The sequence below is a fragment of the Enterobacter sp. 50793107 genome, from assembly GCF_001463365.1.
GTDB lineage: Bacteria > Pseudomonadota > Gammaproteobacteria > Enterobacterales > Enterobacteriaceae > Enterobacter > Enterobacter cloacae.
Genome location: NZ_LNII01000002.1, coordinates 63,438 through 83,719 on the forward strand (window position 1 = coordinate 63,438; position 20,282 = coordinate 83,719).

Annotated in this window: 19 protein-coding genes; 8 read left to right on the forward strand and 11 right to left on the reverse strand. The window is 54.4% G+C overall.

Annotation, left to right across the window (positions count from 1 at the left end):
• Positions 1 to 3: 3 nt before the first annotated feature.
• The gene (locus tag APU11_RS00370) at positions 4 to 318 is read right to left on the reverse strand and encodes a PTS sugar transporter subunit IIB (RefSeq protein ID WP_013094822.1); all 315 of its coding nucleotides are present in this window, start codon (positions 316 to 318) and stop codon (positions 4 to 6) included.
• A 293-nt stretch (positions 319 to 611) separates the two neighbouring features.
• Here APU11_RS00370 and APU11_RS00375 point away from each other — a divergent pair, with 293 nt between their 5' ends.
• A complete protein-coding gene (locus tag APU11_RS00375; RefSeq protein ID WP_013094823.1) occupies positions 612 to 1,562 on the forward strand; it encodes a LacI family DNA-binding transcriptional regulator in 951 nt (316 codons plus the stop codon).
• A 101-nt stretch (positions 1,563 to 1,663) separates the two neighbouring features.
• Here the strand turns inward: APU11_RS00375 and APU11_RS00380 are convergent, their stop codons facing one another.
• From APU11_RS00380 to APU11_RS00395, 4 genes are all read right to left on the reverse strand, one after another.
• A complete protein-coding gene (locus APU11_RS00380) occupies positions 1,664 to 3,028 on the reverse strand; it encodes a TolC family protein (protein WP_058650562.1) in 1,365 nt (454 codons plus the stop codon).
• A complete protein-coding gene (locus APU11_RS00385; RefSeq protein ID WP_045901860.1) occupies positions 3,028 to 6,138 on the reverse strand; it encodes an efflux RND transporter permease subunit in 3,111 nt (1,036 codons plus the stop codon). Before APU11_RS00385 ends, APU11_RS00380 begins: the two co-directional genes overlap by 1 nt.
• Entirely contained in the window at positions 6,138 to 7,259 is a 1,122-nt protein-coding gene (locus APU11_RS00390; RefSeq protein ID WP_038982450.1) for an efflux RND transporter periplasmic adaptor subunit, read from the reverse strand. The genes APU11_RS00385 and APU11_RS00390 overlap by 1 nt, the downstream gene beginning before the upstream one ends.
• Positions 7,260 to 7,407: 148 nt before the next feature.
• A complete protein-coding gene (locus APU11_RS00395) occupies positions 7,408 to 7,977 on the reverse strand; it encodes a TetR/AcrR family transcriptional regulator (protein ID WP_013094828.1) in 570 nt (189 codons plus the stop codon).
• A 186-nt stretch (positions 7,978 to 8,163) separates the two neighbouring features.
• On the opposite strand from APU11_RS00395, the gene APU11_RS00400 reads away from it, so the two are divergent.
• Together APU11_RS00400 and nlpA are read left to right on the forward strand one after the other, a co-directional pair.
• Positions 8,164 to 8,583, forward strand: coding sequence for a GNAT family N-acetyltransferase (locus APU11_RS00400; RefSeq protein WP_020686446.1), 420 nt, complete (start codon positions 8,164 to 8,166; stop codon positions 8,581 to 8,583).
• Positions 8,584 to 8,788: 205 nt separating this feature from the next.
• Complete coding sequence (gene nlpA / locus APU11_RS00405) at positions 8,789 to 9,589, forward strand: lipoprotein NlpA (protein ID WP_029881865.1); 801 nt, start codon at positions 8,789 to 8,791, stop codon at positions 9,587 to 9,589.
• Positions 9,590 to 9,601: 12 nt separating this feature from the next.
• Here the strand turns inward: nlpA and APU11_RS00410 are convergent, their stop codons facing one another.
• A complete protein-coding gene (locus tag APU11_RS00410; RefSeq protein WP_058650563.1) occupies positions 9,602 to 10,282 on the reverse strand; it encodes an EAL domain-containing protein in 681 nt (226 codons plus the stop codon).
• A gap of 69 nt (positions 10,283 to 10,351) precedes the next feature.
• Positions 10,352 to 10,963, reverse strand: coding sequence for a LuxR C-terminal-related transcriptional regulator (locus tag APU11_RS00415; RefSeq protein ID WP_013094832.1), 612 nt, complete (start codon positions 10,961 to 10,963; stop codon positions 10,352 to 10,354).
• Positions 10,964 to 11,410: 447 nt separating this feature from the next.
• Here APU11_RS00415 and APU11_RS00420 point away from each other — a divergent pair, with 447 nt between their 5' ends.
• Entirely contained in the window at positions 11,411 to 12,076 is a 666-nt protein-coding gene (locus APU11_RS00420; protein ID WP_020686451.1) for a LuxR C-terminal-related transcriptional regulator, read from the forward strand.
• Between the two features lie 41 nt (positions 12,077 to 12,117).
• Here APU11_RS00420 and APU11_RS00425 read toward each other — a convergent pair whose 3' ends face one another.
• From APU11_RS00425 to APU11_RS00440, 4 genes are read right to left on the reverse strand one after another with little or no spacing between them, the layout of a single operon-like run.
• Entirely contained in the window at positions 12,118 to 13,182 is a 1,065-nt protein-coding gene (locus APU11_RS00425; RefSeq protein WP_020686452.1) for a fimbrial protein, read from the reverse strand.
• 12 nt (positions 13,183 to 13,194) lie between these two features.
• Positions 13,195 to 15,690, reverse strand: coding sequence for a fimbria/pilus outer membrane usher protein (locus tag APU11_RS00430; RefSeq protein WP_058650564.1), 2,496 nt, complete (start codon positions 15,688 to 15,690; stop codon positions 13,195 to 13,197).
• A gap of 15 nt (positions 15,691 to 15,705) precedes the next feature.
• The gene (locus tag APU11_RS00435) at positions 15,706 to 16,398 is read right to left on the reverse strand and encodes a molecular chaperone (protein ID WP_013094837.1); all 693 of its coding nucleotides are present in this window, start codon (positions 16,396 to 16,398) and stop codon (positions 15,706 to 15,708) included.
• A gap of 52 nt (positions 16,399 to 16,450) precedes the next feature.
• Positions 16,451 to 17,035 (reverse strand): fimbrial protein, encoded by a 585-nt coding sequence (locus APU11_RS00440; protein WP_013094838.1) that lies wholly within the window; start codon positions 17,033 to 17,035, stop codon positions 16,451 to 16,453.
• Between the two features lie 374 nt (positions 17,036 to 17,409).
• Here APU11_RS00440 and APU11_RS00445 point away from each other — a divergent pair, with 374 nt between their 5' ends.
• The 4 genes from APU11_RS00445 (at position 17,410) to APU11_RS00460 (ending at position 20,276) form a co-directional block, all read left to right on the forward strand.
• Complete coding sequence (locus APU11_RS00445; RefSeq protein WP_058650565.1) at positions 17,410 to 18,210, forward strand: winged helix-turn-helix domain-containing protein; 801 nt, start codon at positions 17,410 to 17,412, stop codon at positions 18,208 to 18,210.
• Between the two features lie 4 nt (positions 18,211 to 18,214).
• Entirely contained in the window at positions 18,215 to 18,700 is a 486-nt protein-coding gene (locus tag APU11_RS00450; protein ID WP_013094840.1) for a hypothetical protein, read from the forward strand.
• 229 nt (positions 18,701 to 18,929) lie between these two features.
• Entirely contained in the window at positions 18,930 to 19,553 is a 624-nt protein-coding gene (locus APU11_RS00455; RefSeq protein ID WP_013094841.1) for a common pilus major fimbrillin subunit EcpA, read from the forward strand.
• A 45-nt stretch (positions 19,554 to 19,598) separates the two neighbouring features.
• Complete coding sequence (locus APU11_RS00460; RefSeq protein ID WP_020686458.1) at positions 19,599 to 20,276, forward strand: fimbria/pilus periplasmic chaperone; 678 nt, start codon at positions 19,599 to 19,601, stop codon at positions 20,274 to 20,276.
• The last annotated feature ends 6 nt before the right edge of the window (positions 20,277 to 20,282 follow it).

Sequence of the window (20,282 nt, forward strand, 5' to 3'; positions counted from 1 at the left end):
CTTTTAGTGTGCCGCTTCGATGAGCGACAGAGCATAGTCCAGTACTTTATCGCCACGCTGCATGCCGTAGTCCATCATATCGATGGGCTGGACCGGAATGCCTTTTGTGGCCGCCTTGTCTGAGAGTGTCTGTAACATGTATTTCACTTGCGGTCCGAGAAGCACCACCTGATATTGCGGAAACTGCGTATCAAATTCGGAAACGCCGTACGCATCAATTTTTACCGCCAAACCGCGTTCTTTCGCCACATCGACCATTTTGCTGACCAGCAGGCTGGTGGACATCCCGGCAGAGCAGCAGAGCATAATCTTGAACATCGACAACCATCCTCAAAATGTAAATAGATATTGCGGTAATGATTGGATATCAGATGGAAACCGGTTTCCATTTATAAAAGACAGAAGTGTGACAACCATCAAGATCCCTTATATATGAGGCTAATTAACCCGATGTGCGTCACATAATTTGGCTGTTTTGACATCATTTTGAGTGGAAACGGAAAATCGGTTTCCATGGAAAACGGAAACGGATATACTCCTTACTGGCTATAATGTGAGCCGTAGCGGTAATGGAATTTGCAGGCGCGAGGTAAGCCTGTCAGGGGAAAAAGATGTCGACAATCAATGATGTATCACGTCTTGCCGGGGTGTCGAAAGCCACGGTATCGCGAGTGTTGAGTGGGTCGCGTGGCGTAAAGGAAGCCAGCCGTCAGGCCGTTCTGAAAGCGGTAGATGAACTGAACTACCGGCCCAATGTGATTGCGCAGTCGCTGCTGAGCCAGTCGACGGGGTGTATCGGGGTGATTTGCGCGCAGGAGAATATTAACCAGACGACCGGTTATCTGTACGCGCTGGAAAAACAGCTCAGCCAGCATCAAAAACACCTGCTGCTGCGCTTCGCCCATAGCAAAGCGGACGTGCTGCACGCCCTGGAAGAGCTCTCCTGTGGGCTTTGCGATGACATTCTGGTGATTGGCGCGCGTTTTCCACTGGATATCGACATGGATAACGTCATCCTGGTTGACTGTATGGGCTCAGAAAATCCCAACAGCATCCAGTTCGATCACGCCTTCGCCGCCGAAACCGCCTGTAACTACCTTACCAGCCAGGGACGCCGCCAGATTGCCCTGATCCATCCGCACGGTAGCGGCTTTGCCGATCAGGTGCTGCTGGGCTACAAACATGCGCTGGAAAAAAATTTCCTGCCCTTCAACCGCAACCTCGTGTTTATGGACGCGACCTCCTCGTCCGTGGCGCTGCAGGAGCTGCTGAATAACGCCAGCACGCTGAATTTCAACGCATTACTGGTTGCGGACGAGCAGGAAGCGCAGCGGGTGATCCCGCAGTTGCAGGCGTTTAATAAATCGGTGCCGGAGGACATCATGGTCTTCAGCCTTGCTGGATCGCTGCATCTGCCAGGCATTCCGGTGATCCCGGCCATTGAGTATTCCATGGATGCCATGGCGGCGCGCATCGTGAGCTGGTTGACGGAAAAAACACAGATGCTCGGGTCGTACGTGCTGCGCGGGGATTTGATCATTCCGGATGTGCGTAAGCGTTAAAAATGTTGTGCAGGCCGGGTAAGGCGCAGCCGCCACCCGGCGAGAAGCACGTTTCCAGCCCTCAATAATCCTCCATACAATCCACTCGCCGCATATCCGCTTTATTCAATCCCACCCCCCAGCGACTGCCACAGGGTGATGCGGTTTTCCAGGTCGGTTTGCTGCAGCGATATCAGTGATTCCTGCGCCGACCACAGCGACCGCTGCGCGGTCAGTACCGTCAGATAATCCCCGGCACCTGCCTGATAGCTGCGGGTCGCCACATCCAGCGTTTTTTGCTCGGCCGCAACGTATTCACGCTGGGCATCAAGCTGCTCGCTGAGCGTTTCACGGCGTGCCAGCGCATCGGCCACGTCTTTAAACGCGCTCTGGATGGTTTTCTCGTAGGTGGCGATCAATCCCTTCTTCTCCGCTTCCGCGTAGCGCAGCTGGGCCAGATTGTTACCGCCGCTGAACAGCGGCAGGGTGATGGACGGTGCGAATGACCACACCTTCATCCCGTGGCTGAAGAGGGACGAAAGCGAATCGCTGCCGACGCCCGCACTGGCGGTCAGTGAAATGGTGGGGAAGAAGTTGGCGCGCGCGGCACCGATATTGGCGTTGGCGCTCAGCAGGTTGTGTTCCGCCTCCTTAATATCCGGGCGACGCAGCAGCGCGCTGGAACTGACACCCGCCGGGATCAGCGTGATGGCGTTATCGCTCAGGCTCTCCAGCGTACCCGGCAGCAGAGTGTCCGGCACCGTGTCACCCGCCAGCAGATTAAGGGCGTTTTTGTCCTGCATTACCTGCGTTTGATAGCTCGCCACGCTGGCTCGCGCCTGCTGGTAAACCGCCATCGCCTCGCTAACGTCCGTAGCCGCCGCCACGCCGACCTGCTGCTGACGCTTCACTATCCTGAGCGAGCTGGCGGCGCTCTCCATCGTCGATTTTGCCAGCGCCAGGTTGCTGTTATCGGCCGCCAGGGTCACCCAGTCGGTGGTCAGTTCGCTGACCATCGTCAGGCGCGTGTTCTGCGCGGTAAATTCACTGGCAAGCCAGGTTTCACGTGCTGCGCGCGACAGGCTCTGGTTGCGGCCAAACAGATCCAGCTCGAAGCTGGAGACCGTGCCGTTGGCCTCATCGCTGGTCGCGACACCGCTTGCCAGCGTGCGGCTGCGGGTGTGGCTCAGCTCCGCGTCCACCGTCGGGAACAGGGACGATCGCGTTTCGCCGTACTGGGCGCGCGCGGCGTCAATATCGGCAATCGCTTTTTGCAGGTCGCGGTTGCTGTTGAGCGCCATCGTCACTACGCCTTTCAGGCGCGCATCGTTCATCACCTGTTGCCACTGGCTCACCACGGCGGTGGCTTCGCCGTGCGCACCCGGCAACGTCGCCGGAACGGGCGCAGCCGGGCGCTGATACGTGGGATCTAAAGAGACGCAGCCCGCGCTCATCAGCGCTAACACGAAAACAGATAAACGAAACATTATGACCTCCGGTTGCTGTGTTTACCGGAGAACAGACGTTTCACCAGTACAAAGAATAACGGAACGAAGAAGATCGCCAGCAGCGTGGCGGCCAGCGTCCCACCAATAATGCCGGTACCGATCGCCACCCGGCTGTTGGCCCCTGCACCAGTGGCAATCGCCAGCGGCGTCACGCCTGCAATAAACGCCAGCGAGGTCATGATGATGGGGCGCAGACGCGTCTGGGCAGCACGCAGCGCCGCACGTGTCAGGGAGTAGCCTTCGGCGACTTTCGCCTCGGCAAATTCAACAATCAGAATGGCGTTCTTCGACGACAGGCCGATGGTGGTCAGCAGTGCCACCTGGAAGTAGACATCATTGTTCAGGCCGCGCAGGGAGGCGGCAATCGCCGCGCCCAGCACCCCAAGCGGGATCACCAGGATGACGGAAATCGGTACCGACCAGCTCTCATACAGCGCCGCCAGACACAGGAACACCACCAGGATCGAGAGGGCATACAGGCTCATGGCCTGGCCGCTCGCCAGTTTTTCCTGTAAGGACAACCCGCTCCACGCCCAGGTGCTGCCGGACGGCAAATTATTCGCCAGCTGCTCCATTTTGCTCATCGCCGTACCGGAACTGGCGCCACTGGCGTTCTCGCCCTGAATTTCATACGCCGCCGAGCCGTTGTAGCGCACCAGGCTTTCCGGGCCATACTCCCAGCGGGTGGTGGCAAAGGCGGAGAACGGGGTCATGGTGCTGTCGCTACCGCGTACATACCATTTGTTGAGATCGGACGGCACGGCGCGATAGTCGCTGTCGCCCTGGATATAGACCTTCTTCACGCGGCCGCGATCGATAAAATCATTCACGTAGGTGCCGCCCCATGCGCTGGAGAGGGTGTCGGTGACGTCGCTCAGGGAGAGCCCCAGCGACACGGCTTTATTGTTGTCGATATCCACCTGAAGCTGCGGCATCTGCGGCAGATCGTTGGCGCGAACCGCGTGCAGGGAGGCATCCTGATTCGCCTCGCCAATCAGCTGGTTACGCAGCTTGAGCAGCGTGTCGCGGTCGGTGCCGCCGCTCGCCATCAGCTCAAAGGTAAAGCCATTGCTCTGGCCCAGGCCGTCCACCGCCGGTGGCGTCATGGCAAAGATGGTCGCATCGCGGATGGTGCTCAGCTCCTGCGTGGCGCGCAGGGCAATGGCCTGAGCGGTGTTTTCATCCCCCTTACGTTCGGACCAGTTTTTCAGGGAGACAAACGCCATCCCGGCGTTCTGGCCGCTGCCGCTAAAGCTGAAGCCCTCAATGGTGAAGATAACGTTGGTGTTGGCTTTCTCTTTGGTGAGGAACCATTCGCGCACCTGGCGGCTGACTTCGGCAGTACGGACCGTCGTCGCGCCTGCTGGCAGGGTGTACTGCACCATGATTTCGCCCTGGTCTTCCGTCGGCAGGAAGCTGCCCGGCAGTTTCAGCATCGCGAACCCCATCGCGCCGCAGAGCAGAGCGTAGATGACCAGCATGCCGCCGGAGCGGCGCAGGGCGCGCAGCACCTTGTTCTGATAGCCATGCTCGGTCTTGCTGTAGAAGCGGTTAAACGCGCCGAAAAAGCCCTTCTTATGTGGGGCGGTGTGGCTCAGAATCGAGCCGCACAGCGCAGGCGTCAGGGTTAATGCCACCACCACGGAAAGGAGCATCGCCGAGATAATGGTGACCGAGAACTGACGGTAAATCACCCCGGTGGAGCCGCCAAAGAAGGCCATCGGCAGGAACACCGCAGAGAGCACCAGGGCAATCGCTACCAGCGCACCGGAAATTTCGCCCATCGATTTTTCCGTGGCTTCCCGGGCGGGCAGCCCTTCGTCGCGCATAATACGTTCGACGTTTTCCACCACCACGATGGCATCATCCACCAGCAGCCCTATCGCCAGCACCATCGCAAACAGGGTCAGGGTGTTGATGGAGTAGCCGAACAGCGCCAGTACGCCAAAGGTGCCCAGCAGAACCACCGGAACGGCCAGCGCCGGGATCAGCGTGGCGCGGATGTTTTGCAGGAACAGGTACATCACCACGACCACGAGGATAATGGCTTCGAACAGAGTCTGAATGACATCCTCAACGGAGATTTTGATGAACTCGGTGCTGTCTTTCGGGTAGGCCACGTCGTAGCCTTCCGGCATCGACTTTTTGAACTCGGCGATTTTCTCTTTCACCGCCGTGGCGGTATTGAGCGCGTTAGCGCCCGGTGAAAGCATCACCGCCATCCCCGCGGCCGGGTGGCCGTTCAGCTTCGCGGTGGAGGTGTAATCTTCGCTGCCCATCTCCACGCGTGCAACATCGCTGATGTGTACCACCGCGCCGTTAGACTGGCTCTTGACGATGATATTTTTGAACTGATCCACCGTCTGCAGACGCGACTGGGCGCGTACGGTAGCGGTCAGCTGCTGGGCGTTCGACGAGGGCAGCGCGCCGATTTTACCGGCGGAAACCTGCACGTTCTGCGCTTCAATCGCGCTCTGTACATCTGAAGGCATCAGCGAGTAGGACGCCAGCTTCGCCGGGTCGAGCCAGATACGCATCGCGTATTCCGCACCAAACACCTGCAGACTCCCGACGCCATCTACGCGCGCCAGCGGATCCTGCATATTACTGACCAGCCAGTCGGCGATATCCGAGCTGCTGGCGGTGTCGGTTTTGTCGTACACCCCCATGATCAGCAGGAAGTTGCTCTGCGATTTCTCGACGGTGATCCCGGACTGCTGTACTTCAGTCGGCAGGCGTGATTCCGCCTGCTGGACTTTGTTCTGCACCTGGACCTGCGCGGTGTCCGGGTCGGTCCCCTGTTCAAAGGTGACGGTAATGCTCACCGAACCGTCCGAACTGCTGGTGGAGGTGAAGTAGAGCAGGTTATCCAGCCCGGTGAGCTGCTGCTCGATCACCTGCGTCACGCTGTTTTCCAGCGTCTGCGCGGAGGCACCGGTGTAGGTGGCCGAGATCTTGATCGACGGCGGGGCGACGTCCGGGTACTGCGCAACCGGCAGCGTGCGGATCGCCAGTATCCCGGCGAGCATGATGAGGATGGCGATCACCCAGGCAAAGACCGGGCGACGCACGAAGAAACGGGAAAACATCAGGCATTTCCTCCGCTGGATTTCATCTCTTCGGCCTTCACCTGTTGGCCGGCGGTGACTTTGTCAGTGCCTTCCACAATCAGCCTGTCGCCCGCCTTCAGACCGCTCAGCACCAGCCATTTATCGCCGTAGGTGTCACCCGTTTCCAGCTGGCGTTGCTCCACCTTGTTGCTGGCGTTCACCACCAGCGCAGTGGCTTTGCCTTTGGCATCACGGGTAATGCCCTGCTGAGGGGCCAGGATCGCGTCATTCATGATGCCCTCGTCCACGCTGGCGCGGACAAACATTCCCGGCAAAAGCTGATGCTGTGGGTTCGGGAAGACGGCGCGCAGGGTGACCGAGCCGGTCGATTCATCCACCGCCACTTCGGTCAGCGCCAGACGACCCTTTTCGCTGTAGGTGCTGCCGTCTTCTAGCTGCAACGTGACGCTGAGCGTATCGCTGTTCGAGGCGAGGGTTTGTTTGCGTAATCGCAGCAGATCGGCACTCGAACGCGTTAAATCGACATACATGGTGTCCAGCCCGCGAATGGTGGCCAGCGCGGTGTCCTGCTGAGCGGTCACCAGCGCGCCGGGCGTGACGGAGGAGATGCCGATGCGTCCGGCAATCGGCGCGGTGACGGTAGTCCAGTTGAGATTAATGCGCGCGCTCTCCTGCGCGGCTTTCTTTGACTCGACGCTGGCCTTGTCCTGCGCGCAGGTGGATTTCGCGTCTTCTGCGTCCTGGCGCGACACGCCGTCGTCTTTCACCAGCTGCGCATAGCGCCGGGCTTTCTGGCAGTCGGCCTGTACCAGCGCTTGCGCCTGTTTCAGCGCCGCGGCGGCTTCATCAAACGCGGCGCGGTAGCTGGAGGGATCGATCTGATACAGCGCTTGTCCGGCTTTCACGGTATCGCCTTCGGTGAACAGCCGCTTCTGAATAATGCCGCCCACCTGTGGGCGAACTTCGGCGCTCATTGCGGCGGTGGTACGCCCGGTCAGTTCACTGACGACGGACACCGGCTGGCTCATGAGTGTGACAATCCCCACTTCCGGAAGAGGACGTTGGGGAGCAGATGTTTGCGCATTATCACACCCTGTCAGGAGGAGTAATGCGGCGATGGAGGTTGTTATCTTTTTCATCATCTTTTTCCAGGGTGAACGATGCCCGCCCTGTTAATGGCTTAACAAGGAGGAGGGCGTTTTAAAGGCACAGCGATACCGTATCTCTGGCAGAACCAGAAATGGTAAACCGGGAAATTACCTGTTCCCGTTAATTATTCACATGCGATTACTTCGCAGTGAAAAGCATATTTAAAATATTCTGATAAATCGGCTCTAATTGTTCTGACGGCACGTTTAAAGGCGTAAGCCGACGGTAAATTGTGCCTTCGATCATCACGGCGGTAATCTCCACGCAGCAGCGAATATGTTCATCACTTAAATGAGGAAACTGCTTTTTCAGGTGCGCACAGGCGTTGCTAAACATGCGGGCCTCGGCTGCGGTTAACATGGCGGCCACCTGCGGATTACGCGTCGCCTCGGCGGACATTTCGAGCATCAGCGCATCGTCGTCTTCGTTAATCGTCTGACGCCAGGCGAGCGCCTGCGGCATGCCTTCCACCACCGTTTTGTCCTGCATTCCCTCGATACGGGAATCGATAATACGGCGGATCATCTCTTCAATAATCGCGTCTTTGTTACTGAAATAACGGTAAATTTGCCCGACGCTGAGTTTCGCCTCGCTGGCGATTTGCGACATACTGGCCGCATGAAATCCACTGGCGCGAAAGCAGCGGCGCGCGGCGGTGATGATCTCGTCCTGACGTTGTTTCTGCCGTTCTTCCAGTTTTGTGCTCATCGTCGATTACCGGGTAAAAGTGAGAATGATCGTTCTCATTATACGTTTTGGGTGCGTATTGGAAAGGCTTTTTTTATTTACATATTGAATGAATATTTCAGGATTTAAAAAATGGAGGAAATAAGGAGTTTTTATGAAGGTTAACCTGTGAGATATTCAGATTGCGTGGAAAATAAGGAGAAAAATATGCACCTGAGCATAACAGAAAAAGTCACACCCGCAGAAAAAGAAGAGTTATTTGTGGGATTAAGAGCTTACAACGCCCAGTTTTTAGATATGACGAACTTTAGTGGTGATATTGGCGTTTACATGCGAGACGAAAAGGGCGTCATGCTGGGTGGATTAATCGGCGTGCGAAAAGGTGAATGGCTGAATATTGATTATCTCTGGGTGAGCGATACCGTACGGGGAACCGGCGTGGGCAGCCAGCTTATCAAAACGGCGGAAGAAGAAGCCAGACGTAAAGGGTGTACACATGCCCTGGTCGACACGGTCAGCTTCCAGGCGCGTCCGTTTTATGAAAAACAGGGGTACCAGCTGCAGATGTCTTTGCAGGATTACCCGTACCCAGGCATGCAGCGTCATTATCTGACGAAAGCGCTTTAGGCCCGGCAAGCATCGAGATTCATCGCCCGGTGGCGCTACGCTTACCGGGCCTACACATCCTCCGTCAGGTAGGCCGGGTAAGCTCAGCGTCACCCGGCAATAGACCGCATATAACCTATCCTTCTTATTGATTCCTTTTCGGTTTTTATTTCACCGCCTCGTTGCCGATATAGTCACTGAAACGTTCATCAAAAGGATAGGTCTTGTGAAACTTCGATTGGGTGCTCTGGTTCTCGCGGGTCTGCTGCTGGCAGGATGCGATCAAAGTGGCAGCGATGCCAAACACATTAAAGTCGGCGTAATCAACGGCGCGGAGCAGGATGTGGCTGAAGTCGCCAAAAAAGTGGCAAAAGAGAAATACGGTCTGGATGTGGAGCTGGTCGGGTTTAGCGGTTCGCTGCTGCCCAACGATGCCACCAACCAGGGAGAACTGGATGCTAACGTCTTCCAGCATCGTCCGTTCCTTGCAGAAGATAACAAGGCGCATAACTACAAACTGGTTGCCGTAGCGAATACCTTCGTCTTCCCGATGGCCGGTTATTCCCGCAAAATCAAATCCGTGTCTGACCTGAAAGACGGGGCGACCATTGCCATCCCTAATGACCCCACCAACCTCGGTCGCGCGCTGCTCCTGCTGCAAAAAGAGAAACTGATTACCCTGAAACCGGACGTCGGCCTGCTGCCAACCGCGCTGGATATCACCGCTAACCCGAAAAAACTGAACATTATGGAGCTGGAAGGGGCGCAACTGCCGCGGGTGCTGGATGACCCGAAAGTGGATGTTGCCATCATCAGCACCACCTATATCCAGCAAACCGGGCTTTCCCCGGTGCATGACAGCGTCTTTATCGAAGATAAAAACTCGCCGTACGTGAACATCGTGGTGACGCGCGAAGACAATAAAGACGCAGAGAACGTAAAGGAATTTATCCAGTCCTATCAGTCACCGGAGGTAGCGAAGGCGGCGGAGACCATTTTTAACGGCGGAGCGGTGCCGGGCTGGTAATGCCCACGGAATTTACACCGTCACGCTGGCATCTATCCGGCTTTCCGGCCAGAGGAAACCCTGGCCAAACCGTGCTCCTGAGACGCAGGCTCGCTGTAAGTCCTGCGCGGTTTCAATGCCTTCGACGACAACAGCCCGGGCAATCTTCTCTCTGACGAAGTGAACCAGTGCGTCAAAGCGGGCGGGAGAGCTCAGCTCTGAGCGGTCCAGCTTGATGCCATCTACCGGCAGAGCAAGACGCGCATAGTCGTCTGCCAGTTCCTGAGTCAGATCATCCAGCCAGATTTTCCAGCCCGCCGCCTTAAGCTGAAGCAGGGCGTGATGGATGCCGCGTTGCTCTGCGGCACTCATGCGGGTCACGGTTAACGGATCCTGAATTTCTATCGTTAAACGCTGCTGGTGACGTAGCGCAAGCAACAGGTCTATGGCTTTCGCATCAAGCAGCTGGTCTGCCGGGAGATTAAGCCAGTACTGGCCTTTGTCCGGCATCTGCAGCAGCGTATTGGCCTGCCAGAAAAAAATTTGCAGCGCGCTACGGGTGGGCAGTGAAGCGAAGAGTGCGTCAAGATTCACGTTGTGGATCTCCACCAGAACCTCATGCGCCACCGCCTGGCCGGAATGCAAATCGACTAAAGGCTGAAACCGCAATCCGGTGATGGCATGCAGCAGGGGAGAGGGAAGCACGGTGTACATGACAAGACCTGCAGAAAAAAAGGTTCCCGCGGACACGGGAACAAAGGCAAACGACACACGGTCGGGAAGTTAATTCAGGATCCAGCGAATGCTCTGATAGAACGAGGGGCCCCGCACGGCCTTCAGCTTATTCATGGCATTGTTTTTGTAGAAATAAACCAGCCTGACGTTGCAGCCGAGCTGACGGGCAATTTGCTTGGTTTTCAGGTTACATGAGTAGCCCCGCAGCACGCTCGCTTCCTCGTTGGAGAGCCTTGCAGGGCGCTGCCGCGTCGTAATGCTCACGTTGTAATGGTTTAACGCTTTTGGCGTCTGGCTCATCAGGATTTGCCACATCGCCTTGATATCCCCCAGCGACACGCGCTTATTGATGACCCCATCCACATGCTTAAATTTCAGAAAACCGACGGATAACGAATAGATATAGATCCTCGCCGCTGGCTGTTTTTCTTTAATGCGCAGAATATCTTCATTGGGCGTAATCATAAAACTGCCGATATTCAGTGGATCATAAATGACGATGTCCCAGGTTCGTTCGCTGAGGAGAAAATCTTCAATATTGCTGAACCCATGGAAAATAACATCCCGATGCGCGTCAGGTTCACGGTTGCCAAGATATTGCAGGCCAATCATTGTGAACTCACAACTATCAATAACGGCCACATGTATTGTTTCTTTCATGGTCATTCTCCTTTAGTTGGGCACCCGGTCCGTGTAAGAGAAACAGTAATTTGAATCGTGCGGTCACCCATGCCTTTGTCGCGAGACATGGCATAAAATGTATGCCAGGAGAATGTATTGCGTAAAGCCAATCCTTTTTATTATCGAAAGATAAAATTCAAAAAATATTTTAAGGTGAGATCTAATATTTTTAATCTTCTTATAATATTAGAGATAGATTTTTATCCTGAGAAATGGCGTTTGTTAAGGTTTGATATGGATAAAACGCTCTTTTTATGGGGTTTTTAGGCGGGGTTTTAGCACGTTTTGGGTGTTGATTCGCCACTTATATTGCTTCGCCAGGAATTTTAGCCACCCGGGCGTTAAAATCCTGGTGGGAATAAGTTGTGAGCATGGGCTTATTACACTACTATCAGTCTCCTTTTATCGTGTTAATAATGAAATAATATGATTTTTTCTGAATTCACTCTCAGGATTATTGTGTTTTATCGGGTCAATATTCTGCAGGAGATGATAAGCGATGCGCTGCGTAAATTACTGCCTGAATATTCTCTGCAAATATCAATAGTGGAATCAACAGAACAGCTCTTTGATGCCATTAGCGACGGTCAGGTCGATATTGTTATGGCCGAGTTCAGTTATCTGTTTAACCATAAATCGTGGAGCGTACAGACCAGTAACCGGCTCAATATGTTATGTCATACGCACCACGTTAAGCGTGTACTTTTTGTGCCTGAATTACAGTACGGATTATTAAAAAGGGTGCTGGAGATGAAATACGAGCTGACCCTTTCCCTGCAGGACGAGCCCGGCGAGCTGAAAAGAGAATTACAGGCGCTGCTCAGAGCAGAAGAGGCCAGGCCGCGTGTCTCATCGTATCTGAAGGGAATGATGCGCGCCGGCGCGCGCTCGCGTTCGGTGCTTTCTGCCCGGGAGTGGGAGGTGCTGCATCTTCTGGTGGAAGGCTACACCGTGACCGAAATTGCCCAGCTGCGAAGCCGCTCGGCCAGTACCATCGCCACCCAAAAGCACAATGCGATGAAAAAACTCAACCTCACCAACCACAGCGAACTCATCAAATACCTGCAGATGGCGGGCCGGATCGGGAGTTAAGCGTCGATTCGCCGGAACGACAGCGTCCCGGCAGATGCGCATCAGGGGTAGATAATATTCAGCGTCGCCGTCGTATTGAGTTTGCCCTGACTGACCTTCGCCGGTGCCCAGACATAATAGGACGCCGCCATGGGCAGGGTGAACGTCTTGCTCAGTGCCCCGCCCGCCGCCACGTTGAACAGCAGCGTGGCATTTCCGCGGCTGGTGGTAGAGGTCGAGAAGACGACCGGCTGTTGCGGGTTATTCCGCTGAATCAGCCGCAGCCCCACGCCCTGTGCGGCACCGCTGCTGGTGTCGACCAGTACGGAACTGTCGGTCGACAGCAGCTGCGTGCTGGAGAGGAACATCTCAATCGCCCGGTCAGACGTCCCGTTTGTCCCCAGATTCTGACAGCTCATATTGAGCGTAAAGGGCGTCAGCCCTGGCTGGGCAGAGGCGCTCAACTGTGGGATACCCAGCGTAGGTAAATGAACCGTCAGCCCCGCGTTGTCGAAAGAGCAGGTGGTCAGCTTCGGCGCATATTTGATGGTCATCGGCTGGCCAAACATATCCCGGTTATCGTATGGCCACTTAAAGCCGTTAAACAGCCACTGCACAATTTTCACCAGCTGATTGATCGGCCAGGTAATGATCTCCCAGAACGACATGCCGCTCATATCGCTGACGAACAAGACATCGCTCATGGTCGCCGTGTCCCCCGAGAGGGTCGTACCACTCTGATCAACCAGCGTAAAGCGCACGGTAAACGGCGTGTTCAGTTCAGAAGCCGTATGGTTACCGCTCGCGCTCAGCGTCTTGTTGGGATGCGTGCTGGTGATCTCCGCCCGCACCCTGTATTTGTCATTGCTGAAGCCCAGAATGGTGGCGTACTTACTGTCGGTCGAGAGGATCGGCGTGTAAGAAAACTCGCTGTTGCCGGTTGAGCAGTTAAACGAGCCGCTGTACTGGGTGCTGAAGCTCCCGGTCCAGGTCGGCGTGGCGGGCGTCAGCTTATCCGACAGATCGACGCTGATCGGCGGGCCATAGGAAATACTGCCCCCGGAACAGGTGGCATAGCTTGCCCCGCTGACGCAGGCGAGAAACAGAAAGGTCAGTAACCGTATCATGTTGATGTTCCGTTAGTAATGGCAAACAGAGGACGGGCTTTCCAGCCCCCACGCCGGTGCGGCGATAGTGCAATTTCCGCCACGCAAATGAACGCTAAGCTCACGTGGTGGTTGTTCCGCGCGAATGTAGAGCACGCTGGCCTGGCCGACATAACCCACCGACTCGCCGCGCTCGTTCAGCACTTCGGTACCAAACGGCAACGGTGCCCCGTCCGGGCGGGTGGCGCGCAGCATCCAGGACTGGCGCTGGTCGGTATCGAAGCGGATATAGTTCACCGCGCCATCGTAAGGGGCGACGTTAGCGATGTTGCCCAGCACTTCTGCCCCGCGGCTGTTCGCCGTTTCGGACAGGGTGATGGCATTTTTACGGTACGGCGTGGCGTAAGGCACCAGCGCCACGCCATCACGGTTGGTCACGATACTTTCGTCGCCGTTAACCATCAGCCCTTCCGCCTGCGGCGCATCGACAATGGTCATGGTGGAACCGGTTTCGTTGGAGGCAAGCAGATGCCACGGCACGGCCACCAGGCTGCCGCGCCCGTTCAGCCCCATCTGGCGGTAGTCGGAGGATTCACTGTAGGAGCCGCCAAGCGTCGCGAAGTTTGCCCGGTATGCGGTGTTCACGCTGGCGGTGTTGTTCCCGCCCCGCGCATTGCTGCCGGAGAGCGTATAGCTCAGGCGGTTCGACGCCAGCGCGTTGCCGCTCATGCTGATATTGCTCTGTTCATAATGCGAGTCGCTGGCCGTCAGGCTGGAGGTGACCCACGCGTTGTTATCAAACAGCGAGAACGGCAGGCTGAGGGAGAGGTAAAAACGCGTCTCTTCTTCACGCTCGCTGTTGCGCACCCGGCTGGCGGAGACGGTATAGCTGGCCCGGCCGATGGCGTTGGAGTAGCCGGCCTGATATTCGCGCGAGGTTTGGCGGGAATTCCAGTAGTCGCGCTGTGTACCCGAGATAAACACCGTGCCCCAGTTATCGGGCAGACGCTGGTTCAGGTTAAGCGTGAAGGTGTTTTTAGGCTGTGCGGCGCGCAGGGCATCCCAGGTGCTCATCGTCATCTCCGGGGCGACCCCGAAGCGATCTTCATACTCGTCATACTGTGCTTTCAGGCGTTGATACCCTTCCCGGGAGTAAAGCGCGTCGCTAAAGCTGTAATACCCTTTCGTGGAGTAGCGGTAGGCCGCCAGCGTGAAGTTGGTGGCTGTGGTATCGATAAATTTACTGTACGACACGCGAAAGCTTTGGCCGCTGTCGGTTCTGTCCTGCAGCGTGGTTTTGGCGTGGGTGACATCCACGGATACCGCGCCAAAGGGCAAATTCCAGCCGGTGCCGATAAGCCCCGCCTGATAATTATCGCTCACGATCGTGCCCGTATAGCCGGTCATCAGGTTATTAAAGCCATAGCGCAGCGTGGCCTGCAGGAACGCCGGGTCCGCCTCAAGGGTGTTTTGATGAACCTTTCCCGCCACCACGCTGTACTCGCTCACACCCTCTTTGAGCATGCCGGGCACGGCAGAGAAAGGCACCGTGAATGATTGCTGGGAACCGTCCGCTTCGCGCACGACCACCAGCAGGTCGCCCGCTGAACCGGTCGGCTGAATGCTGTCGAGGGTGAACTGGCCCGGCGGAACGTTCTCCTGATAGATGACGTTACCGTTCTGCATTACCTTCACCAGGGCGTTAGTGCGCGCCACGCCATGTACCACCGGTGAAAAGCCCTGCTGCGAGTTAGGGCGCATTTTCATATCGGAGGCCAGCGACACGCCGCGCACACGAAGGGAATCAAACAGATCGCCGGGAATATAAAAGTCGCCCAGCGTCAGGTTGGATTTCAGCGCTGCCAGCGGGCGGCGCAGGTAGCGGGTGTTATTCTGCCAGCTGCTGTCACCGCTGGCGGATTTGCGCCAGGTACTGCTGTCGCGAAACTGCCAGCCGAGCAGGTTGGCACCGGAATCCAGCCCGGCGTAAAAATCATCGTTGGTCTCTTTGGCGGAGCCTTTTGTTCGCGTGTTGTACCAGGTGGTGTTCCAGGAGAGCATCAGCGCCGGGATCCCTTCGTCCCAGAACTGAGGGGCAACATAGCCCTCTTCGGTACGTAAGACGGCCGCCTGTGGCACGGTGAGTGCCAGACTCAGCGTGCTGGTGTCCGTTTTTACCTCGCCGCCCTGAACCAGATCGTGCAGCTGCACCTGGCCGTCAGTAATGGCGGGGGCCGGAATCGCTTTGGTGTTGATCCCCAGCATAAGCGCGTCTGTCCAGGCAAGGCGAACGTCATCCTGTTGCTCGCCGTAGGTCACCGTATAGCGCCCCTTCCAGTCTCCGTTGACGTAAATATCCATCTCCTGGGGACCGGCTGGCATGGCGTTGTTTTCGTAAAAGCGTGACAGATCGGACTCACCGGATGCGCCAGCAAGCAGGGAGGTATCAAACGTTACCGCACCTGATTTATGCGAAAGCAGAAGCGAGCAGACAGCCAGCATGCAGAGCCTGTTTTGTTTCATTTTCATGGTGAGTCTTTCCGATCACTGGCTGGTGAGCGTGCGGGTTTTATACGCACCCAAATCGTCCACATACATCAGCTGGTAGGTTTGGCCGCGTTTCACCGCGTTTTTTGTTGCGACGGTGAGTTGACCAAAGGGCGCGACCATCGGTGATTCCTGCAGTAATTTGGTTTTGCCCTCGGAAATATTGGCAACCGTAATATGGAAAGGGCTGTCATTAACGATGCGGAACTGTTTACCGCTGGCAATTAGCGTCAGTTTCCCCGTTGCGTTATCCAGCGTGCCGGTTAACGAGGCCGGGCGATAAAACATTTTGATGCGTGATTTAATCGCCAGCTGAACGGTATTCTGGTTTTGTATATTTTCCGGCTTTGGCGGAATGTCGAGCACGTTCAGGAAAAAGACCGATTCGCGATCGCCCGGTAAATTCGCTGGCAACTTTTTTATCCGCAATTGCTGACCATTATGTTCGCTGACCTTCACCACCGGTGGCGATAACAAAAAAGGAACGTTTGCCGTTTCCGGGGTGGAGTTAATATCGCCGTCATCAATCCAGGATTGCACCAGCGCAGGGGCATCACCCGTATTGATTAACTGAACAATGACCTCTTTGTTATTCTCAGGATAAAGAACACGCGTGCCATTAATCACAATATTGGCCCATGCGTTGCCCGCGCTGAGCAGCAGAGATGCCAGCATAATAATCTTACGCATATTGGTAACCTTAAATACAGGCTTCGCCGGGACGAAGCCTGATTAACTGAAATTACAGGTAGGAAATGGTGTAGGTCACGTTAGAGCTCAACGCACCGACCGTTGCAGCAGCGGCGTTGGTTTTATAGTAATAAACGTCCAGCGTCAGCGTTTCTGAATCTGGCGCCGCTGAGGTACCCATAATGCTGGTGGTATAAGCCTGGTTCAGCGTAACCGGCGTAGATTTACCTGGTTCAACTAAGGCGAAACCGACATTACGCGCCACGCTGGCGTCGTTTTCATTAACGCTGTTATTCAGCAGGTATTTGCCGTCGGTAGAAATATTATCGGCGCTGGAGAAATACACTTTCAGCGGCGTACCGGTCGTACCTGCTGCTGGCGTACAGCCAGAGAAGGTTAACGAAATGGATTTTTTATTTTTTGTAATCAGGCCAACCGTTGTTCCGGCATCCTTAACCGAAATGGGGGAGAGGGCGACGGTCATATCCGCGCTTTTCCCGCCATTAATCGTACAGGTGGTATCGGTAATAGCACCGGTAAAGTTAATTACGCCACCCGCTGAGTTATCTGCGGCAATGGCGTGAGTAGAGGCAATGGCTGCGCCAAGCACAGATACGGTCATGATCGTTTTGAACATGATAAACTCCATAATATTTTGTTTTATCTAAGAAAGAATGTTTCCCGGCTGCGCAACACACTGTGACAGGCTTACGCGCATCGCGACCTGAGTACGAGCCTTGACGATATTATGTTGCATCAAAAAGATACATAGCAAAACATTATTCCGTTAATATTAAAATAATGAGATTATAATCTTGCTATAACGTTCTTTTAAGGATCATAACCTAAATGCCTTCATTCGAAGGTCTTAATTAATGAATTAATAATTGTTAATTTATGAAGTTTTCTATGCGGCGTGCTCAAATAATATTTGATGACTTGACCACACCCTCTTTAGACCTATTATTGCGAGGGAAATACAGTCGTTTATAACAGTGGTGTAACAATCATATGAAGTATCTTATTGATCTCGCAATGCTTTATGAAGTGGACTCCGGTGTGATCATGATAAATGGAGAAGAGGAATCTTCCATTAAGTTATCAAATCAGGCGGCACGTTTGTTATATGAACTCATCATTAATAATGGTAAAACCCTCGACAGGGACGACCTGATTAAGAAAGTCTGGGAAGACCGGGGTTTTTCCGGCTCCTCGGTCAGTCTTAATGTTGCCATAAGTGAAATTAGAAAAGCTTTTCGGAGTTTAGGACGTGACCCGCTACTGATTAAGACCATTCGTGGAAAAGGTTTTAGTCTGGCCGCGCATATTGAACATCACACCGTCAGGCCGCCCGTGGCCGCTCCGGAAAAAATGATGACGGAAACCGTCGATATTGTGACGCAGCAGCGAGACCCGCCTGAAGGTTTGCGTCGTCGGGACAGCGGCTTTACCACCCTGTTCGTGATGGCGGTGGTGGCAATAATGGGTATTGCCGCGCTGCTGTTCTACCAAAATATGCGCGTTGCCGATCGACCGAAGGAGTCCGATATCTATCGGCTGGGAAAAATTGACCGCTGTACGGTTTATCTTATCGATAAGAACATGTATCAGCCGCAGCAGGTCTATCTTAACCGCGCTAAAGAGGCGATCGCCCGTCAACATATCGACTGCGAACATCAGGCTGCTGATGCCTATTATTCAAAATTTAAAAAATCACAGCTGGAAAATGATTTTTTGGCCGTCTGTTATCTGCAGGATGGCGCCGATAGCTATAAAAATTGCATCTCTTACAGAAGCCTGACAGGGAGTTAAGATCATGTCGAAGAGACAGATGGGTATATTATTGGGCGTGGTACTGCTGCTTTCCGTTATCGTCATTGCCGTGCTTTACCCGAAAAGAACTCAGGAAGTGGGATTTGGCTGTCAGTCTGATACAGTTTCCAGGAAAAACTATTCAACGGGAGAGTCGACCGCCCTGTCGTTAACCACGCTGTTTCTGTTTAATGGCAGCGATATTGTCACGGTGATCCATAAAGGGGTATTCACCCGCGGCGACAAACGTTATTTGATTGACCGAAACTATGTCCTTAACGTTGAGAAAGTTGCTGGCAGTGATATTTACTATATTAAAGGAAAAAAACTGCAGAAATCTGATGATGACATTGCCCCGGATGGAATTGTCAATGAGCTGCTAATGGACAGTATCGACTTCTTTTATGTTACCCGGGTTAAAGGTCATGCCTGGCTAATTAAAGGGCTGGTATTACCAATAATGATGTGCGTGGCGGTACCCACATCCTGATATTCTGCAGAATAACCAGAATAGATGTTTATCTATTCATCAAAAAGTCTCAATTTTATTCATTATGTAACAACAAGATGCAAAAGCAGGTGGATATTTTTCATCTTTTGCTTTAAAGGGAATGAAATTTTCTGTATTGCCTCGTTATTTTTCGGGTGACTATACTTCGCCCCGAAAAAGGGGCTCCCCTTTTTTAAACATCTGGATTCTTTTTTGAAGGACTAAATAAATGAATAAACTGAACGCTATCGTTCTGGGCTCACTGCTGTCTCTTTCTGCCCTGAGCGTTGCTCATGCAGCGGAAACTACCGCTTCTGCAACCTGGCAAGCTTCTGCAACGAAAGACAGCGATTCCGATCTGGTTGTCACCCCAACACGCGCACTGAACTTCGTTTATAGCGCAAACACGAAAGCCTTTAACACCGACACCGGTCTGTTTGATGTGGCTATTCGTGGCGATCACTCTTCTGCAACCAGCTTCAAACTGGAAGCTATCGTTGATGACTCTGACAACACCCTGTTCAGCGTTGGCGGCGAAGCAACCAAACTGAAAGTGGGCGCGCGCTTTGGCGGGACCGATCTGGGCTCCATCGGTGGCACAGTGGGTACGAAGTCAACGGCATGGACTACCCTGGTTGACTCTTCAAACAACACCGGCGTCTCTTCTGGCCTGTGGAACCTGACCACCAGCGCAGGCGCGACGGCAAACACCGAAGTGACCGGCCAGGACAAGTTTGTGTTCTACGTCGATTCTGCACAGGACAGCACCGGTGCGGCGAAAGAGTTCAAAGACCTGACCAACAGCCTGTGGGAAGGTACTGTCTCCGTTGCGTTCCGCGCAACCTGGGGCTAAGAGCTGACAGTTACAGGGGCGTAAGCCCCTGTTTAGGGAAATATCATGTTTAGCCTCAAACCCATCTTCTTCTCTTTATTATTTATTTCCTCCTCCGCGCTGGCGATTAATGTTGGCAAAGTCACCACCATTATTCCTGCCGATGCGGATTCCACCGCCAAGGAATTAAAAAACGAAGCGGACAGCGTGCGCATTATTTCCATCAGCGCCCAGCGTATCAGCAGCCCGATGGATGAAGGCGTGGTGATTAATCCAGAGCAAACCGACGAGCTGCTGCTGACGCCCACGCGCATGGTCATGCCCGCCGGAACCAGCAATATCGTCAAATTTTACTATCACGGTAAGGCCGACGATCGGGAGCGCTATTACCGCATTACCTTCATTGATGAAGGGGTCAGCGAAGATCTCGACAACGGCACGCAAAAGAATGGCAAAGGGATGACCCGCGCCGTGGTGAGTACCATTCTGGTGGTCCAGCCCCGGAAGAAGAACGTCGATTTCGTCTACGTGGCCGGGAAGATCACCAATAAGGGCAATACCGCGTTTCGCGTGAACGCGAGCGGAACTTGCCTGAAACCCAACCCGGAATCGCCGACCACGCCGTGCGTCAAAAACTTTTACCTGATGCCGGGCACCTCCCGCGCGATCGACGATATCAACGTAACGGACAGCCATTTTCATCTCGGAATTTGGGACCTGAAACAGTTCATTCCTGTTAAGTAAGGATGC

Bases quoted from the DNA above. Each gene is read 5' to 3' on its own strand.
- APU11_RS00390 (WP_038982450.1), bottom strand. From the start codon at position 7,259: ATGAAAAAGATAACAACCTCCATCGCCGCATTACTCCTCCTGACAGGG.
- APU11_RS00420 (WP_020686451.1), top strand. From the start codon at position 11,411: ATGATTTTTTCTGAATTCACTCTCAGGATTATTGTGTTTTATCGGGTC.
- APU11_RS00395 (WP_013094828.1), bottom strand. From the start codon at position 7,977: ATGAGCACAAAACTGGAAGAACGGCAGAAACAACGTCAGGACGAGATC.
- APU11_RS00450 (WP_013094840.1), top strand. From the start codon at position 18,215: ATGTCGAAGAGACAGATGGGTATATTATTGGGCGTGGTACTGCTGCTT.
- APU11_RS00440 (WP_013094838.1), bottom strand. From the start codon at position 17,035: ATGTTCAAAACGATCATGACCGTATCTGTGCTTGGCGCAGCCATTGCC.
- APU11_RS00445 (WP_058650565.1), top strand. From the start codon at position 17,410: ATGAAGTATCTTATTGATCTCGCAATGCTTTATGAAGTGGACTCCGGT.
- APU11_RS00375 (WP_013094823.1), top strand. From the start codon at position 612: ATGTCGACAATCAATGATGTATCACGTCTTGCCGGGGTGTCGAAAGCC.
- APU11_RS00400 (WP_020686446.1), top strand. From the start codon at position 8,164: ATGCACCTGAGCATAACAGAAAAAGTCACACCCGCAGAAAAAGAAGAG.
- APU11_RS00410 (WP_058650563.1), bottom strand. From the start codon at position 10,282: ATGTACACCGTGCTTCCCTCTCCCCTGCTGCATGCCATCACCGGATTG.
- APU11_RS00455 (WP_013094841.1), top strand. From the start codon at position 18,930: ATGAATAAACTGAACGCTATCGTTCTGGGCTCACTGCTGTCTCTTTCT.
- APU11_RS00425 (WP_020686452.1), bottom strand. From the start codon at position 13,182: ATGATACGGTTACTGACCTTTCTGTTTCTCGCCTGCGTCAGCGGGGCA.
- APU11_RS00460 (WP_020686458.1), top strand. From the start codon at position 19,599: ATGTTTAGCCTCAAACCCATCTTCTTCTCTTTATTATTTATTTCCTCC.
- APU11_RS00435 (WP_013094837.1), bottom strand. From the start codon at position 16,398: ATGCGTAAGATTATTATGCTGGCATCTCTGCTGCTCAGCGCGGGCAAC.
- APU11_RS00430 (WP_058650564.1), bottom strand. From the start codon at position 15,690: ATGAAAATGAAACAAAACAGGCTCTGCATGCTGGCTGTCTGCTCGCTT.
- APU11_RS00385 (WP_045901860.1), bottom strand. From the start codon at position 6,138: ATGTTTTCCCGTTTCTTCGTGCGTCGCCCGGTCTTTGCCTGGGTGATC.
- APU11_RS00380 (WP_058650562.1), bottom strand. From the start codon at position 3,028: ATGTTTCGTTTATCTGTTTTCGTGTTAGCGCTGATGAGCGCGGGCTGC.
- APU11_RS00415 (WP_013094832.1), bottom strand. From the start codon at position 10,963: ATGAAAGAAACAATACATGTGGCCGTTATTGATAGTTGTGAGTTCACA.
- APU11_RS00370 (WP_013094822.1), bottom strand. From the start codon at position 318: ATGTTCAAGATTATGCTCTGCTGCTCTGCCGGGATGTCCACCAGCCTG.